Below are 16,063 nucleotides of genomic sequence, written 5' to 3'. Positions count from 1 at the left end.
ATGAGAAGCGCTATCGAAGTACGATAGTCAAATTTGACTCAGTGAAGTAAGTGTATATTCGTGTTCGAGGAGGAAACGAGTACGGCGCTCCTTTTCGAATCAAATTCAGTGCAATTTGATCAGTTTGCAGATTACCGGATGAGCTCTCTACTCTTGTCATTGTTGGATTTCCCTGTTCATTTACTAAGAACGAGCAGGTGACTGGGGCTGTCACCCATTGGCCATAAGTGTTTGTTTTCGAAATGCGACCCTGAGGCGATTTGCTAAAACAACCACTGCTTTTCATTATCGACCACTTCGCCTCGAACTTAGGACCAGGTTGATCCCAGCTTCCGTGATGCGGCGGAAACTCACAATGCGCGTCCAGCTTCTTCTCTTCACCGTACACCAGTTGAAGAGGAACAGTGACCATCACTACCAAGCAAAGCATTCTGACTTCAGCTGACGCTAAGGCAATGTATATGGAGGTTCTATTGCTCACTGGAAGCAATTCTCGAAGGAAGGTTGACTCTGACTATTCTGGCATAAAGGTGCGATAACACAAGTGTGCGGGTTGGTTTTATATTGACGAGTTTGTTTTTGTACTGCTCCCATGTTTAATCGCTTGCAACGTAGCAAGCAGTTCAAATAGTGTTTGACAGTAGCTCAAGAGCCATGAGTAATTTTGTAGGCTGGTGATCTTAGCCGGAGAGTGTTGTGCGGTGATGATCACTAAAGGAAGACTGGCTGCAATCTTGTTGTTGTTCCCGTGGATAGGGCCAACTTTTTGGTTTGGTTTGTTTTATAGCGATGCATGGCAGCGTTGTTTCTATTGGCTTTTCTGTGTGATCGTATTCTGGACGATTTTTCATTTTCTCGATGTGCCTGACCCAGCACCAAGAGTGCTTTACAGGGGGACTTCGGAGGTGTCCAGTCAGAATGATTGCGAATAAGCCAGTTCGTCCTTGCGCCGAAATAGCTTCATGCAGGGCACAGACTCAGATCGGAGAATCAGTTCCTCCACCTCATAGCCGAAATGTTGTAGACATGTTTAGTGCATTGACCGCAAAAGCAAACTGAGTCTGGAAGAGCGACGCGAGTAGGGCAGTATGATTACGTATTGCGTTATCAAAATTAGTCTTTAAGCTAAGAATTACATTCACCTTTTGAGGCTATTACCATGATTTTGGGAATGCTTGGAGTTACCTGTTTACTATGGGCCGGCGCGTGGTTTATCTACAAATCTACAACTGTCAATCTAGTTTTTTTGCAACTTGACTCTGGTGGTTGGCTGTTGTTCAGTCTAATCGTCAGTACTGGCATAATGTCATATTTTCTGCGAAAATTCTTGGCCGACAAAAACAACAAGACTATCCAGTTGCAATTAAATTCTTGTTTCTGCCTTCTTCTGACATGCAATATTTTACAGTGGGATCTAAATCACTCAGGTTGGGGCATTGGAGAGAATGGGGCGCAACCATTACCAGGCTTGCTCGGTGTACAGGAACCTCTATGTGTAGACTTTCTATACTCGCCTCCGAGAATTTCTGACCGTCTCCGATCATGTTTCCGCACCAGTCCTGAAAACTCGTCGCTATGGTCCGATTACAAAGCGGGCAGAAGATAGATAGAAGATAGAACTGGGGTGCGTATTCATACGCGCTCCAAAAATCGAATCTAAGTCAGAACACCACTGACTGGCAGTGTGGTTTTGTTGGCGCAAGGAGCTTTAGGAAAACCGGTTGATCTGCGACGATGGTGCCAACACAGCAGAAGATCGAGAAATGGTGCATCGAATACAACACCGAAAGACCGCACAGCGCGCTGAACTATCAAACGCGGCTGGAATTTAGAAACTCACACCTGGAGGCAGCTGTCTAAGTTTCTAATTGGCTCGAATTTTGGGGAGCAGGTCAGTTAAGGTCTAAATCTATCTGAGTTAGTCGGCAGATTTAATCGTGATGATGATATTAAATTCGCCCAGAATCAACCCCGGTGTTTTGGGTATCTTCGATAGAGTGATGTTTTGAGACTAGCAATGGGCTGTCTTTTTACTTGAACTAACGTGTCTTTCAAAATTCCAGTCAAGTCGGTCGATAGTAGTCTAACGGTCTTCTCCGCCAACTCACTGCCTTTTTCGCTGGCTGAATATAACCACAGCTCACTTGTGGGAGACCCTGCATGATCAATCAGGACCATCTGATCCTCAACAAGCTTGTAAATGTCGTCTTTTATAGCATCGCAATGTGCACCATACGGGTATAGCCTGAAAGAATAAGTTGTTGATAGAAAAAATGTCTTCACTTCATTCTGTAGAAGAAAGATTACGAGCATAAGTTCATCGATAGACAAGCCTTTCCCCGCGGCTAAAGCAATCAAAAGTAGATAGCGTCGCTCAAGTCCGGGAATCGGCGTTACCGCATCATTTGCTGTATTTTCGGGGATTAGAGCCAAATCTTTAGTAAAACTACGAGATGCTGGAGGCTTCCACGGTGGAAATTTTTCGGCATCACTTAATATACAGTCCTCAATTGCATCTTTTGTGATTTGAAACCGTGTCAATCTTTCTCGAACTCGTTCGCTATACCAATAGTCTGAATGAGGAAAGTCCTGCCACCGTACTTGATCCTCAAATGGCGATTGAGCAGGACGAGGTAGTCGTAAAGTACCGTCTAAAAGCCATCTCCAAGACCAGTAAAGATGAACTGCTAGTTCCAAAGTAAAGATTTCTTTTGCATTGACTCTCAGCTCGTCGAACTTTTTGTGATCGAATTTAAATTTCTTGAATTGTTCATATAACTCTTCGGTTGGATGGTAATTCGGGTCAAGTAATTGGACCCAACCGCCTTTAGCTTGCACCAATTCGCGCAATTCTGAATTATCGTAGGGTATTGAGGGTAGATTCTTATTTATCATGTGCAGGCGGAAAGGAAAGTGTCTTTTATTCATTTTCCGTTCATTGGCTCTCACTGTCAAATTCTATGTCTAACACTTAACGCGCGAACTGTTCCCTGCTGGCATCGACAGCGAAGGCGATTATCAAATAAAGAAAAACACCTAAACTTGTTGGACCCGCAGACGCGGCAATTACTTGCATTTTCTCAACGTTCCAGATTGCTGCACACATACTTAGCACTACCAATAGTGCACTGAATCCGTAACTTGCGCTAGTCATGCCCTAATAGGAATTGGTATCGACATTCTAATAATAGGTGGTACCTTCATCGGTACGAAAGCACGACAGCCACCGTCACAGGCTCCATCACTGCTGTGACGTCGCCTCGATTACAATGCAGAATGCCAATTGAAGCGGCGGCAGAAGACGATTTCTTACACGGTTGCGGGCGGCGATACGACAACGACGATTGCCACCGCATTGAAGAACGCTATCAATGCTGATTCTTCGCTGCAAGCAGTTGGCGTACAAGCTACTTCCACTGCAAATGTGGTGACGCTTCTGCCGTTCACTTATTACAATGGCAGCTCAAGTGGAACAGAGACGGTTTCAATCTCAAACGCCAGCCGCGGCTCGGCTGCCATCACAATCGGAAGCACGGTAACAACCGGGGATATTGTTGCGATTACGGTCTATAACGGAAGTTTGCCGATGGGGCAGGAGGTGGTCAGCTATTCAGTCCTTGGCGGTGATACGCCAACAAGCATTGCCACCGCTCTTAAAAATGCAATCAATGCAGATGTCAATCTGCAAGCGGCAAAACTGACTGCAATCTCAACTGCTGCGAAAGTGACATTGCTCGCCTACACCAACTACACGGCTACTACAAGTGGCGGGGCCACTGAGACTTTAACTTTTGCTGCTCAAAAATCGAGGAACCACATCACTGACAATTGGCGGTACGCCAACAGCAGGCGATGTGCTCACCGTCACCAGCTTGAATGGAGTGTTCGCAGGTGGGCAGCATTCGGTATCATATACAGTTCTATCCACAGACACGCTGGCTACGATAGCGGCGGGATTAGCGACAGCATTTAATGCCGACACAACGTTTTTGGCGCAGGGTCTTAGCATAGACAATAGCGCGACAATGAATTGGTCGCAAAATTTTGTCGACGATCAGCTTGTGCCAGCAGGAGTCAGTCAGGTGGCTGTAACGGCGGTAGATGGCAGCAACAATTCTAAGACTAATGGTTATGCTGAGTCCGTCAATAATGGGTTGAGCTCTACACTTACTTATGACTTGAACGGCAATATGACTAGCGATGGCACCAATAGATATTCTTGGGATGCTGAGAATCGGTTGATCAAGATTACTTATCCAGGGTCTGGGAATAATAGCCAGTTTACATTCGACGGAAACGGGATTTGCGCAAAGATTGTTGAGGTCTCTGGTGGTTCAACGACGAGCACAAAGCAATTTGTTTGGTGCGGCGGTGCTCGATGTGAAGAAAGGGATGGCGCTGGGAGCACAACGAAGAAATTCTTCTCTAACGGACAGACAATCAGCGGATCAAAATATTTCTACACTAAGGATCAACTTGGATCAATTCGCGAGATGACAGACACCAGTGGCGTGATACAGGCACAGTATGCGTTCGATCCATTTGGACGAGTGACCCAGATCGCGTCCGCACAGAGTTCAGATCTACGGTATGCTGGATATTATGGACATAGTCCAAGTGGGCTGAACCTGACGACATATCGAGCCTACAATGCTGCGCTTGGCAGATGGATTAGTCGAGATCCAATAGGGGAGACTGGAGATAACAACCTGTTTGCCTATGCTTACAATCTCCCCACGAGCGTTATCGATCCTAGTGGACTTCAAGGAAATGTCATATCTGCGCCTCCTTCCGGAATGGGTACCTATATTATGGATAGCTTTGAAGGGATGACTGGCGCGCCTTCCGGAGTATTCGGTCCTGGATGTATTTCAGTCGTGGACTTCTATCTTGGTCTTGGTCCTGGTGTGGTACCGGAATCGGTCTACAAAAAGAATTGTTTCTGGGGTAAAGGCTCCGATCCGACTCCAGCGATTAAAAAGGCCAAATGCACTCCACCTTGCCCGAAGGGTACTCATAAAGTTATCTGGTGCAAGCAAGGGACTTGGGGGACTTTAGGAATAAATCCGAATCCTCCTGGAAGCCCAGTCGCAAGTCCCGGCTCAGGCTGGAACAATGCGGGTAGTAGTAATTTCAATTACGCGGTGTACTTCCCCTCAACATCAACGTTTATTGGTGCCAACGTGGGCGGCGGCGCTGGCTATGCTTCAACATCAATGCAATTCGGAAGCGAATTTGGCTCATCAATGTGCTGTGCATCATGTGTAAAAAATAAGTTGCGACTAGTTGACGAAGGATAGAGCCATGGCTATTTACGCGAGAGCATTCATTGTTTCTTTTGCCGTAGTGACTTTTGCGGTGCTTACTCAAAATGCCCAATGCGGACAATCAATCGACTCAAAAAGCAATCCTTCGGAACCGAAGAGTGTCGTCGTTTTCGCGACGAGAGCAATCTCTAAAGGAACAGTTATTGTTGATGCAGATTTGCGAGAATCGGTTATCAATTCACGTGGGTTCCGGGAGAGCGATATTCCTGGTCGCAACTCCATTACCGGTCGTCGATCACGGTATGCAATGACAAAGGGGCAAATAATTCTTGAACGCGATTTATTGCCGAGCCACGCAAAGCCTAAGAATGCAGAGCAAAGCAAACATTCTGCTAATTTCGTTCAAGCCAAAAGAGCTATTCGTGCTGGGTCGATCATTGCACGTTCGGATTTGACTGAAGGTTCGGTAAAAACCACCGATTCATCAACCTGGGTCCGAAACGAGAATCAGGTAGTAGGAATGCAGGCAAAGTTCGACATAGTCGCAGGACAGCTCTTAACTACTGATGTGCTCATAGCAAAATCCGCGCCATTCAAAGCGAGATAGAAGATAGAACTCGGCTATTGTTTGATTCCATCGACACCGTTCATCTGAGTAATCGCAAACATCTTTCGCAGACCATCAATGATAACCAAAGCACTCTGACCATGATTGCACCCGCTACGCAAAATCTGTTCTGTTTCGATTTTTTTCGCAAGCAGTACGAAACTGCTCCCCTGTTTGACGAAGGTTTTCTCTGTCTTTCATATCGGATGCTTCTTGATCTTCACTGGTACAAACTTTGCCCGCATTATCATCGTTCCCGCTCCTACAGTTTAATGGAAGATCATATTGGTGAACAAGCGACAAACTGATTTGCCGGAGGAAGAGTTTGACTGACGACATGATGAGGCTAATCATTACAAAAACAGATCTGCGTATTTGTTGTTCAGACGAGTTTCTTCTGCTTTGATTTCGTCGCGTGTGGCAGATGGATGATTCTCTTGGAAAATGACCCAATCTTTGTAACGGTTGATGAGTCTTTCGTCCTTTATGTAGTGCGTGAAGTGATTGTAGCTGGAGAGTTCTGCTAAAGCAGGGTCTATGAGATTCTTGTCGATGGCTTTGAGATTGTCGGCGGAGAAGATTTCGGTTGGGGTGAAGGCATCAGGATAGCGCTCCAGAATAGAGGTGGGGATGGAATGTGTGAGGAGTGCTTTGCCGCGCAAATGTGGATGTTCTTTGAAATAAAAGTGAGCCAGGTTTTTTTTTGCGCTGACAATGAGGTTTTGCGTCATTCTGGTGTGATCGACAGTGTAGTGGTGGTAAAAAGAGTATTCGCTGTTCCAGGCGTCGGATTTAAGTGGCTGCGGAAAGGGTGCTGAAGTAAGTGCGGCGTCAAAGCATGCAAAGTCTGCTTCGATTGAGCCGCTGGAACGTATAAAGCAGAGGAACAGGGGATCCGTGCAGCCTCTTCTATCAATGTAAATTGAGATGCAAACTGGCTTACTGGTGTGCCCAGGGTAAGAGATGAGAGAATCAGAAAGTCTCTTATTAATGGCGACCTGGTATGGATCCGCGGGTTGCTTGGTCCTTTTGTGATGCCCCGCTGCCAGGGGCGGTCCAGGGGGGCTGGGTACAACGGGTGCACCGGTAAGTCCCTGTGCAATGGTGCGGGTAGCGAGAGCAGGGGTGACTAAAAGCAGAATAATCAGCCCTTTATACGCGATCGGAGATGGTCTTTTCGTTGGCATCGGTTGTTTGTCTACAACGGAACTAGAGTCGACAGTGCTACAGTAGTTCAACTTGGTGTGGGGTGTAAGGGGTAATCCCCCACTGGGTTGGGGAGACGCATTGATTTAAGTGAAAAACTATGGAAGCTGAATAGATTACAATTCAGACTAGACAACCCGACTGTGCTTACTGTACAGGTCCTGGATAGTTAAACCGTTTGGTTGGAACTCAGCCTTTGAGACAAGAGAATCTTCATAGCACATATGATTAAGCGCTGGCATACTTGTAGCGAGCTTGACGGTACCAAATATGGTTTGGTAAGAGAAATATCGAGGCTGTTGGTGTCAACTGGTGCTGTGGTTTTGTTGGCGCAAGGAGCTTTAGGAAAACCGGTCGATCTGCCGATGATGGTGCCTAATCATCCCGGACCAGAAGCTTGTGTTGGTTTTATGGAAGGGCGCTGGGTTGCGAAGCGCCCTGCTCACGAAAAAATGATTGAAGAATGGAGTGCAGCTGGGACCAAACAGCATTACAAAGGCGATTACACGTGTACGCGTGAGCTATGGAGGCGCGGTAAGCTGGTTTCTTCCTTAACGATGTATGTGAGAGGTGGGAGATTCGGTTCACATGTGGTGATACCAAAAACAATGCCATACGACCATGATGAGACCGCTATGATAGAACCCTTATGGGGAAGAGGCGATGAAAAATCTTACGTAACCGAAATTAGCACAAACGATGGTAAACGGTACACTTACACCCAGTTTGACACTAACCGTCTGACTCTGACAATTGATGACATGAGGAATAAAACAAGCGAGATGATTGAGTTCAAGAGAATTGGTAAGCCAAGGCATGTAGTCAGTCAAAGAGCGATCTGATCGAGGAATTAATTTGGTCACCGGTATGATTGAGTTATTTACATAGCGTCAAGGAAAGACTGGATCTATCTTGAGTGGTTGGGTTGCGAGTTTGATGCGGATAGTTTTGATGCTCGGCTTGGAAATGGGCAAATTAGAATCATGGAGTTGAATATAATCGAAGACTTCGCTCACATGGGGGCGTCGAAACTGGAAGAGCGGGGCAAGTAGGTCCGCATCGAGTGTTCGGCATCGAGTAGTTGGCACCTAGTTCAGACTCAGGCACACGTCTTTGCTTGTGGTTGTATTCACGAATTCGCCACTAATTTTCTGGTATTATTGAGTTATTAAATTGCACATCGGCGTTCGATGCCTGTGGCGGGAAAAGATAACAAATCTTTTGCGCTGAGGCCGAAGAGACAGACCCTGAGAGGTGTTTCCGATGAGTGCAAGCGACAAGAAAAGTTTCAGAAATTTAGAGCAAATTACGTCCGGATTTTCCATCCCGGCTCGCATGAATGCGAAAGCGGCGTTCCACCTTGATCCGGCTGGTGAGATAGAACGAGCGAAGAAAGAGGGGCGGATGCCGAAGTGGCCGCTGCGGATGTAAGCGACAGTGCCGAAGTGGCTATTGCGGATGTAAGTGACGGTAATCGAGGGCCTCGGAGAGTGTGACGATGACTGAGAATCTAGATGAGCGAGAGTACCCGGAGCGTATTGAGCGGGAGTACCAGGAGCTTAATGAACGGGAGTATCAGGAGCGTAATGAGCGCCTGGCTGGTTATGGCTTTTTCAATTACTTCGGACTGGAGAATGGTTGGAAGTATCAGAGGCACTTCGGGCAAAATTCGTTCGAAAAATTCTGGCATGCTTCTGCCGAAGAGAAGGCTTCGATGAGGAGGCAGGCTGGTATCATTGAAGCGGAAAAGCCAGCGCAACAAGACCTGGACAAGATGATAAATCTGGGTCAATTAAATCGCTCCGTGTCGAGCGGGACCGAGTTGGGGCTTGAGTTGCAGGCTTATCGAAAAGTTTTCGAGCATGAGACATTCAACCGTGAAGATTTGCGGGAGGACTTGTACTGGATAGAAGAGCAGCGTTACATGAAAGAAGTTGACTTCGTCAATGAGAATTTCGAGCGGTTTTATCCGGGCGCTGACAGATTTGCATTTGAGGTGGACACGGGAACAGAGCTTGATTTTCAGATGTTGGTTGAAGAAAGGCTTGGATACAATGAGCGTCCAATTTTGATCGATCAGATGAAGCCTGAGGCGCAGGCGCGGTACATCAAAGAGTGGCAAGTTGCGTTGGAGAAATTGCATTTACAGAAAGAGCAGTTACAGAAAGAGACTGGGAAAGAGTTTGTAAAAGAGGCTGGGAAAGAGGCTGTGAAAGAGGCTGTGAAAGAGCCTGTGAAAGAGGCTGTGAAAGAGCATGGTGCGGCTGGGCATGAGATCGAACTGAATGGTGTTTTGAAGCAGTTGGTGGCGATGCAGAATCTGCTGGCAGATAAGTTTTCTGCGCCCGTGCTTGAAGGCTATGAGCGTTTTTTGCAAAGCGTCTCCTCGGAGATTGAGAGACGTGGGTATAAGATGGAGAGATTTTCAGATCTTGAAGAATACGATGATTTTCAAAAGCATATGCGTGAAAGTGTGAGTATCAAGACGATAAATCATCAAGATAAAGAAAGCAGTTTTGAGCGCATCATATTTGGTGACGATCATGCACGTTCTGGTGAGTCGATGGAGCTAGCGCATGAGGAAGGAGATTTTATGGTCAGGTTTCAGGAGTTGTTTCCAGACCTGGAAGATCGGGGTTCGAATCTCCCTGCTGGGCAGGGGCTTTCTGGGGAGCAGCGGGCAGAGGAACGGCGGGAATGGGATGAGCGTTCCAGGTGAGGTGTGGGATGGGGGTAGGAGATGGGGAAGTACGAGGTGGTGGTTCAGCGTTGAGGCTAGCTAGCGCTGCGAAGTTGTTTCGTGATCAGGCTTTCTCTGGTTTAGGAGTTTAGGTTTCCGGTTCCAGGTTGACTATCAAGGCATGTTGGTTTTAGTCGACATGCAGGGCGGGGGAGGATCTGTGGTTTACGTTTTTGCAGCGCTGCGGAGATTTCGGGAAGCGAGGCAGCACAACTGGTTGGGGTCATTGTTGCAGGTGGTTTGAGGGGGCTGAGTTAGTTAATTCAAACAGGCGCTTTCGGTCGATCAGGATGACTAAAGTCGACATGGGAAAGTCAAAGTGAGCAGCCCACTGATGATTCCGAGCCCTAAAAAATTTGTGTGCTCATCCGTATGAATGATGTTGCATTCTTTTGCAGCTCAAATAATGGAAATATAAATCTGTTGTGGAGGCGCGACCCCGCCATGGATACAAACAATATTTCTTCAGGGCACTTTGACTGCAAACGTTTTCTAGAAAAGATTATTCGGATTTGCACACATAAGAATGCGCCTGTTACCGTAGTCGAACATCTGGAGAAGCGCTGCATCTGTGCCGGTTGTATTGACCCGCTCTCTCGTGCCCATTCGGAATCGGCAAGACAATTTCGGCAGCACGATCGTGAGCTGGTTCATAAGTGGTTAACTGAAAGTGCGTACAATGACAGTGGTAATCCGCAGATTTATGTTGCACGAGAGGTGCAACTTGAGGGCTTCGCGGAGGCATACCTGGAGAAGCTTGAGGAAGGCTGGTGTCAGGCTGAGAAGCGGTAGTGGAGTGGTGGTTTTAACCATCGATCGATTGGTTAATCCATTTGAAGTTAGCTGCTGCCGCTGACAATAGTTAATCCGCTTCGTTGATGTTCATTCTGAGTGCAGCAGTGAATAGATCTAGACCTGATGCTTGCAGGGCTAGATACCAGATCTCTTCGTTCCGCCCATCATTATCTTTCAAGAATCGGTCGCTGTAGTCGCTGTCCCTGATCGGTTCCCACCAGCACAGTATTTGATTTTTGATTTTTACTTTGTCTTGTTTCGGATCCTGGTCTCGATTAGTCCAGACAGTCTCGACGCTCCGCTTAACAACTGGTTTGATGTATTGATAAATAATCGGGTCTGTTGCGGCGGCCAGGTAACGCACTAAGACACCAGGACCGGTGCAATAATTATCGTTGAAATTGCCGACATTTGAATCGTAGTCCTCTGGAACTGGCAGGGTGACATACTCTCGAAACGATCCATCGCAAACCAGAGTGTTTGAGCTGTTGCCCGAATTTGGCATGAATCCTTCTCTGACTGGAAGAAATAACGCATTGATTGGAGTCGATAGGTGAGGAAAAATCGTCAGACACTTGTACAGGCAATAAAGATAAACTCCTTGGTCCGCCGTCCAGCCACGCGAAGCGTCATGACACCATTTTTCTGAATGTGCCCATGGGTTGACTGTTTCTCGGATTAGATTTTTGGTATTGAGTAAAATACTTTCGTTATCATATTTTTGATTTGAGACAGTGATAAACCAATTGAGGGTTTCTTCAATAGCCTCCTTGTATTTCAACTTTTCTGCCTGTGCGCTGCCTGGAGTTATCTCGTAGAGTCCAATTGACAACGCCCAGTAGCCAACGTTAGTGACAGTGTTAGGAACATAAGTGATCGATTTATCGCTTAGATATTTTTCTACGGAGTCGTGATTCCAGGCGCAGTAGCCACCACCGAGGCTGGGTAATACTTTCTTCAACGCAGTATCGGTGCAATTATTGTAATACTGCAAATTTTCGTCGGCGCTTTTTCTTAAAACGTTCCAGCACTCTTTTGCTCCCGCTAGAAATTGGTCAACATCCTCGTCTGTAAAACCAAGTATTGCCGCATGGCTTGGTTTTCCATTGGAAGCAGGACGACAAGCATTTACCAGCGCATTTCCCCACCAGCCGTAATCGTCTCGCCAATGATCGGGATAAAGCAAATGAGCATAGACGTAATCAAAGCTGTCGCGAATGCGTCTCTTTTCGTCCTTTTGATTTGTCTGCACCAGGTAGTTAATGACGCAATCGACAGTATTTCCTGTTTTCCAATAGTCCTTCTTTAGAAAGCCCCTTTGGGACTTAGCCTGGTCAATACCGTAATCCCAGACTTCGCATAATCTGACAAAAGTTTCGTCCGCTTTTTCTCTTACCGTGTTCGTGTTCATAGTAATCCTCATTTGGCTTTGTCATTGGGTGCAACTACAACGGTAGTTGGCACCATTCGGTTCGGAATTCTTGCTCATCTTCTGGGATGTCTTTAAAAGGTGAATTTTCGCCTGGTGCTTGCTCGCCGCCGTCGTCGCTGATAACGAGAAACTCGGCCAGATCATCGAATATGACAATAGCCTCCGGATTAAGACCTGTTTCAATGTTTAGTTTTGTGGGTTCATGGCCGGGCCCACTCCAACTGAAAAATTCAAAGTCGCTGACCGTATCAAACGAACCGCTTGTAATTATGTATTGATTACGGGTTTCAGAGTAATCAATGCTTCGGATACCACGTCCGCCAAGATCTAAGCGGATCGGTTTTTCAAATTGTGGATGAGCACCACTTCTAATGACTTCGTGAGGGTTGATAAACGGGATCAGCAGCGCCTGATTGTCCGGAATAGGGTTGCGAAAGCCAAGAAGCAGACCGTCTTCAAAAGCCGCCAGTCCCTCGATATTGATTGAGCCGAGGCATTTTGCGGCTAGCTTAGGATCTGGTTGAGGATCGAGTCTCTCCAGAGTTAACTTCTGGAACCAGTGATAGCGGAGTAGTTCGACAATCAGTCCGGTATAGGCGGTGCCATATTGTCTGACTTCGACGTTCTCACCGTCATCGATGATTTCTGTGGCAAAAAACTGATGGCGTTTCCATTTCAATTCACCAGCTCCGTTTCTGGCATGTGAACCGATCCAGTAGACAAGATTATTAAGCCTGGCTGACCCTTCAATATCTGCCTCATGTTTTGGATTCTTTATGCCAAGCAGCTTGTTAAAATCGATTTCGATTTGTGGCGGACCTGCGTTCATAGCATCGTAGACCTTGAAGACATTGAATTCGTCTCCGGCGACGATGAATCTTTTGTTCAGCAGTGGCTCGGCCGCTGAAGCATCGGACATGCCGGAGTGTTTAATAATCTTCGCTGTTTGTTGCATAGGTTTAGACAACTCCTCCCAAATGAAAAGTGTACGGTCGGCTGCGGCAACGCTGGCGAGTTCAGGCTATTCCAGGTGCTTCGGGGAATTTATAGGTTCTGGGCTATTTCAAGGTAAGTTCGGCCGCGTTCAGTGACTTTTAGTCTCTCGCGCAAGTCATTGTGGCTGCCTCGTAATTCTGCAATTTTCAGAGCGGCATTCTCTTTGGGCTCGATAAAACCAAGGTGTCGAAGCCGCCGCAATTCGTTCTCGCAACCACCGGAGACGTTGCAAGGATAAGGCTTTTCGCCGCTGAGTCGATCGAGATGAACTCGTTCGAAGTGCGTAAGTAGATGTTGAGAGAGAAAGGAAAGAATTTCCTCGACACTGCGATCGAGCTTCTCCTGTTTTTTGTTCAGCGCTTTTTGAGTTGTCTCAACCTCCAAGACTGACTTCTGGAGTTCAAAAATGATTCCCTTATCGTTAAACTCCAGTTTCTGAATGCGATTGACTAATCCCGAGTTAAGAAGAAGAATGCCGCAAAATATTATTGCCTCTGGTGTTTTCAAAGAGTGTTCTTTGAAGGTCCCACAAAGGTAAAATCCCAGATACGCCATACCAACGATGCTTAGAATCAATCTGAATGCATCAAAGCGTTTCTTCGACAGACATTCTTCTTTTTGACCAGTTTCAGTTTCGGCAATGGTCGGCTGAGTTTCCAATCTGTTTACCTACTTCAAGCTACATTTGCACGAAGTGGGACGCTGGCATAATTAGCCAGCGTCCCTCGTCTTCTACTTGCGGCGTTTTCTTATGGGTGTTCTGTGCAGAAGCTCGCTGGCTGAGTCGGACTCAAACTGGTCAGCTGCGTGGATGGCACGGGGCAGTTCGAAACCGTCCAAGAGAGCTTCCAGCTGCTTTGTTGAAACCAGATATGGTGCCCACTCAGGCGTGACGTCGAATTCAAATGGTGTGCTTGACAGATCCTGCTCCAGGACGAAAGCATATGCTTTCAGTTGCCCATCTTCGGCTGAAATTACCAGTTTCCAGAAAGATTGGGGAATCTGGACCTCGATATCGCCACGGTCAGTTACACCGTGGAAAACCTGATCGTCGTCTTTCAGGACAGGTCCGGCAAACAAAGACAATCGCTCTGCTTTATTTTGTTCAGCAACGTAGTTTTCTAGTTTGCCCCAGATTCCGTCCAGGTTGCTGCGATTGTAGTTGGCGACTTGAGGCGAGCAGTTAGTGGTGTGGAAAGTGTCTCCATTGGCACGGATTATCTGTTGTATACCGGTGCCCCAGCAAACGTCTTCTCTTCGGACAATATGTCCTTTGTCGAATGCAGAACGGTCTTTGTTATAGAAGACATCAGGAAGTTGATGATCCTGTGGAATGCGCGGGTCTGTGTACCATTTTTCCTGATCGTTTTTACCCAGTCCGGTCAGTTCTTTGCGGGATGGTTTGTCACCGTTCGGCTGACGCATTTTTACTGAAGCGTCAAGGTTCGAGGCAGTAAACATTGCCAGTCTGCGTTTTTTATTCATGACGACTGAAAAGTGCTCGTACGGGATGACGTACTCGTCATTGTCCATCTTGGAGACCAAGCTCGTTTTCTTCACTACCGGCAAAGGTACGTTTACATCCAGGAAGTCTTCGTCATAGCCCTTTCTGTTGCTATATTTTGTATCATGCTGTGGTTCGACCATCTTTTCTACGCCGAATAATTCAGCGTCAGCTCTGGAAACTGTGGGAGCACCAGACGGTTGATTCGACAAATAGGTCAGTGTTGGGCCCCATGGCGGTGCTGTTTCTATTGATACTACGATCCGCACAGGAACAACAATTTCAGGTGTTTGACTGCCATAGCGACCTGGTTGAGCAGCTGTTGAAACTGCTGGTTGGATAGTGGTCGTTATTTCTCTTTCTTGCACTTTAGTTTCCTGATTGCCTTGACCGTTCGAGGATTTATTCTGTAGCGATTCTGCCATCACATCTCCTTTGATAGTTCCATCTATGATTTGAATCAGTTCATCGATCAATACGTCTTTCTTTAGCTGCCGAATGGCATCGCATAATGAACTGACACGCAGTCCCTCGTTAGCTATCCACTCAATTTCAGATTCCTGCCTTCCTTCAATTGAATCTACCTGTGAGCCGTCGCGCAGGACATATTTGTCACCAACTTTTTTGGGTACGCCAGAATGATGCAGAGCGATCATTTGAAACTGGTCGTTGAATGCAGGCGCTCCGGATGAGCCGGGGGCGGTATCACTCTGATACCACAAGAAATTATCTTGTTTTTCTATCAGTCGGTTTTCACGCAGAGCAAACTGTCGTGGCCCGCCGCTTGGATGCTGGATGATAGTTATCCACTCTTCGGGACTGAGCTTGTTTGGGACTGGATTGAGGCGATGATAACCATATCGACTGAGAGAGGCGGCAGAGTCTGTCGATTTAGTCGATACAGCAACAATCGCGAAGTCCAGGACTTTATTTGAGACGAAGTAACGTTTCGGATCGAGAACAAAATCGTAGTATTGTTCGAAATTGCGCCCGGAGTAATCGAGGCGATAGTTGAATTGGGCTAAGCAGCCTTCTGCATCGATTGCGTCATTAAAAACATGCCAGTTGGTAAGCAACAGATTTGGTGAGATCATTACACCGGTGGCTTTTCCATTCTGCAGATCTAATCGACAGACAGGTTGAGCAGCCATTTTGGCTCTGTCCAACCAATTTTCATCGACGAGATCGTTAGTGCCAAGAATCCTTTCGTATTCGACTTTTCCAAACGTGAAACCTGTTTCTACGAAAGCTCCAAGACGGTCTTTTGTAGCTTTGTCTGGTGGCTGCGATGACAGAGGCAGAGTTAAGGTCGCTGTCTTAGATGAAGCTGTCTGTGCAATCTCATCTTCTTTTGTTGCCCCATTGTCGCCACCGCGGCGTATTGAAGACAATGTGGCTCCGGCGACAAGCGCTCTGTCTGGGAGATGAGCAGCCAGGCTCTTTGGCGCTCGATTGGCTGTGTCGTTCAATATATCTTCCGGTACTATCATTTATTTCCCTCGCTTCAAGTACTGCA

Annotated in this window: 14 protein-coding genes; 7 read left to right on the top strand and 7 right to left on the bottom strand. The window is 46.9% G+C overall.

From position 1 onward, the window contains the following. Nucleotides 1-10: 10 nt before the first annotated feature. Complete coding sequence (locus EKK48_10255) at nt 11-430, bottom strand: hypothetical protein (GenBank protein ID RTL42367.1); 420 nt, start codon at nt 428-430, stop codon at nt 11-13. Nucleotides 431-1,734: 1,304 nt separating this feature from the next. Between EKK48_10255 and EKK48_10250 the strand changes: the two genes are divergently transcribed. Next, nucleotides 1,735-1,860, top strand: a complete 126-nt coding sequence (locus EKK48_10250; GenBank protein ID RTL42366.1) for a hypothetical protein — start codon at nt 1,735-1,737, stop codon at nt 1,858-1,860. A gap of 105 nt (nt 1,861-1,965) precedes the next feature. On the opposite strand, the gene EKK48_10245 is transcribed toward EKK48_10250, so the two are convergent. Further along, nucleotides 1,966-2,928: a hypothetical protein gene (locus EKK48_10245; protein RTL42365.1), complete on the bottom strand. Its 963-nt coding sequence runs from the start codon at nt 2,926-2,928 to the stop codon at nt 1,966-1,968. A 355-nt stretch (nt 2,929-3,283) separates the two neighbouring features. On the opposite strand from EKK48_10245, the gene EKK48_10240 reads away from it, so the two are divergent. From EKK48_10240 to EKK48_10230, 3 genes are read left to right on the top strand one after another with little or no spacing between them, the layout of a single operon-like run. Then, complete coding sequence (locus EKK48_10240; protein RTL42364.1) at nt 3,284-3,973, top strand: hypothetical protein; 690 nt, start codon at nt 3,284-3,286, stop codon at nt 3,971-3,973. Nucleotides 3,974-4,025: 52 nt separating this feature from the next. Beyond that, the gene (locus EKK48_10235; protein ID RTL42363.1) at nt 4,026-5,300 is read left to right on the top strand and encodes a hypothetical protein; all 1,275 of its coding nucleotides are present in this window, start codon (nt 4,026-4,028) and stop codon (nt 5,298-5,300) included. A 4-nt stretch (nt 5,301-5,304) separates the two neighbouring features. Beyond that, nucleotides 5,305-5,874 (top strand): hypothetical protein, encoded by a 570-nt coding sequence (locus EKK48_10230; GenBank protein RTL42362.1) that lies wholly within the window; start codon nt 5,305-5,307, stop codon nt 5,872-5,874. A 353-nt stretch (nt 5,875-6,227) separates the two neighbouring features. On the opposite strand, the gene EKK48_10225 is transcribed toward EKK48_10230, so the two are convergent. Further along, nucleotides 6,228-7,061 carry a hypothetical protein gene (locus EKK48_10225; protein RTL42361.1) on the bottom strand — a complete coding sequence of 278 codons (834 nt, stop codon included), beginning with the start codon at nt 7,059-7,061 and terminating at the stop codon, nt 6,228-6,230. Between the two features lie 321 nt (nt 7,062-7,382). Between EKK48_10225 and EKK48_10220 the strand changes: the two genes are divergently transcribed. The 3 genes from EKK48_10220 to EKK48_10210 all read left to right on the top strand — a co-directional run bounded on the left by EKK48_10220 (nt 7,383) and on the right by EKK48_10210 (nt 10,612). Further along, nucleotides 7,383-7,922 (top strand): hypothetical protein, encoded by a 540-nt coding sequence (locus EKK48_10220; protein ID RTL42360.1) that lies wholly within the window; start codon nt 7,383-7,385, stop codon nt 7,920-7,922. A 656-nt stretch (nt 7,923-8,578) separates the two neighbouring features. Further along, on the top strand, nt 8,579-9,799 hold the full coding sequence (locus tag EKK48_10215; protein ID RTL42359.1) for a hypothetical protein: 1,221 nt from the start codon (nt 8,579-8,581) through the stop codon (nt 9,797-9,799). A gap of 465 nt (nt 9,800-10,264) precedes the next feature. After that, entirely contained in the window at nt 10,265-10,612 is a 348-nt protein-coding gene (locus EKK48_10210; protein RTL42358.1) for a hypothetical protein, read from the top strand. A 70-nt stretch (nt 10,613-10,682) separates the two neighbouring features. Here EKK48_10210 and EKK48_10205 read toward each other — a convergent pair whose 3' ends face one another. From EKK48_10205 to EKK48_10190, 4 genes are all read right to left on the bottom strand, one after another. Further along, on the bottom strand, nt 10,683-12,026 hold the full coding sequence (locus tag EKK48_10205) for a hypothetical protein (GenBank protein ID RTL42357.1): 1,344 nt from the start codon (nt 12,024-12,026) through the stop codon (nt 10,683-10,685). A 34-nt stretch (nt 12,027-12,060) separates the two neighbouring features. Further along, nucleotides 12,061-13,002, bottom strand: coding sequence for a DUF3616 domain-containing protein (locus EKK48_10200; GenBank protein ID RTL42356.1), 942 nt, complete (start codon nt 13,000-13,002; stop codon nt 12,061-12,063). Between the two features lie 89 nt (nt 13,003-13,091). Beyond that, nucleotides 13,092-13,703: a hypothetical protein gene (locus tag EKK48_10195; protein ID RTL42355.1), complete on the bottom strand. Its 612-nt coding sequence runs from the start codon at nt 13,701-13,703 to the stop codon at nt 13,092-13,094. Nucleotides 13,704-13,775: 72 nt separating this feature from the next. Beyond that, nucleotides 13,776-16,037: a hypothetical protein gene (locus EKK48_10190; GenBank protein ID RTL42354.1), complete on the bottom strand. Its 2,262-nt coding sequence runs from the start codon at nt 16,035-16,037 to the stop codon at nt 13,776-13,778. Between the last annotated feature and the right edge of the window lie 26 nt (nt 16,038-16,063).

It is taken from the genome of Candidatus Melainabacteria bacterium (assembly GCA_003963305.1).
Taxonomy (GTDB): Bacteria; Cyanobacteriota; Vampirovibrionia; order Obscuribacterales; family Obscuribacteraceae; genus PALSA-1081.
Note: the sequence above shows the minus strand (reverse complement) of the source record. Positions and strands in the feature narration are given on the sequence as shown.

Bases quoted from the DNA above. Each gene is read 5' to 3' on its own strand.
- EKK48_10255 (RTL42367.1), bottom strand. From the start codon at position 430: ATGCTTTGCTTGGTAGTGATGGTCACTGTTCCTCTTCAACTGGTGTAC.
- EKK48_10200 (RTL42356.1), bottom strand. From the start codon at position 13,002: ATGCAACAAACAGCGAAGATTATTAAACACTCCGGCATGTCCGATGCT.
- EKK48_10225 (RTL42361.1), bottom strand. From the start codon at position 7,061: ATGCCAACGAAAAGACCATCTCCGATCGCGTATAAAGGGCTGATTATT.
- EKK48_10235 (RTL42363.1), top strand. From the start codon at position 4,026: ATGAATTGGTCGCAAAATTTTGTCGACGATCAGCTTGTGCCAGCAGGA.
- EKK48_10215 (RTL42359.1), top strand. From the start codon at position 8,579: ATGACTGAGAATCTAGATGAGCGAGAGTACCCGGAGCGTATTGAGCGG.
- EKK48_10250 (RTL42366.1), top strand. From the start codon at position 1,735: ATGGTGCCAACACAGCAGAAGATCGAGAAATGGTGCATCGAATACAAC.
- EKK48_10245 (RTL42365.1), bottom strand. From the start codon at position 2,928: ATGAATAAAAGACACTTTCCTTTCCGCCTGCACATGATAAATAAGAAT.
- EKK48_10205 (RTL42357.1), bottom strand. From the start codon at position 12,026: ATGAACACGAACACGGTAAGAGAAAAAGCGGACGAAACTTTTGTCAGA.
- EKK48_10230 (RTL42362.1), top strand. From the start codon at position 5,305: ATGGCTATTTACGCGAGAGCATTCATTGTTTCTTTTGCCGTAGTGACT.
- EKK48_10210 (RTL42358.1), top strand. From the start codon at position 10,265: ATGGATACAAACAATATTTCTTCAGGGCACTTTGACTGCAAACGTTTT.
- EKK48_10190 (RTL42354.1), bottom strand. From the start codon at position 16,037: ATGATAGTACCGGAAGATATATTGAACGACACAGCCAATCGAGCGCCA.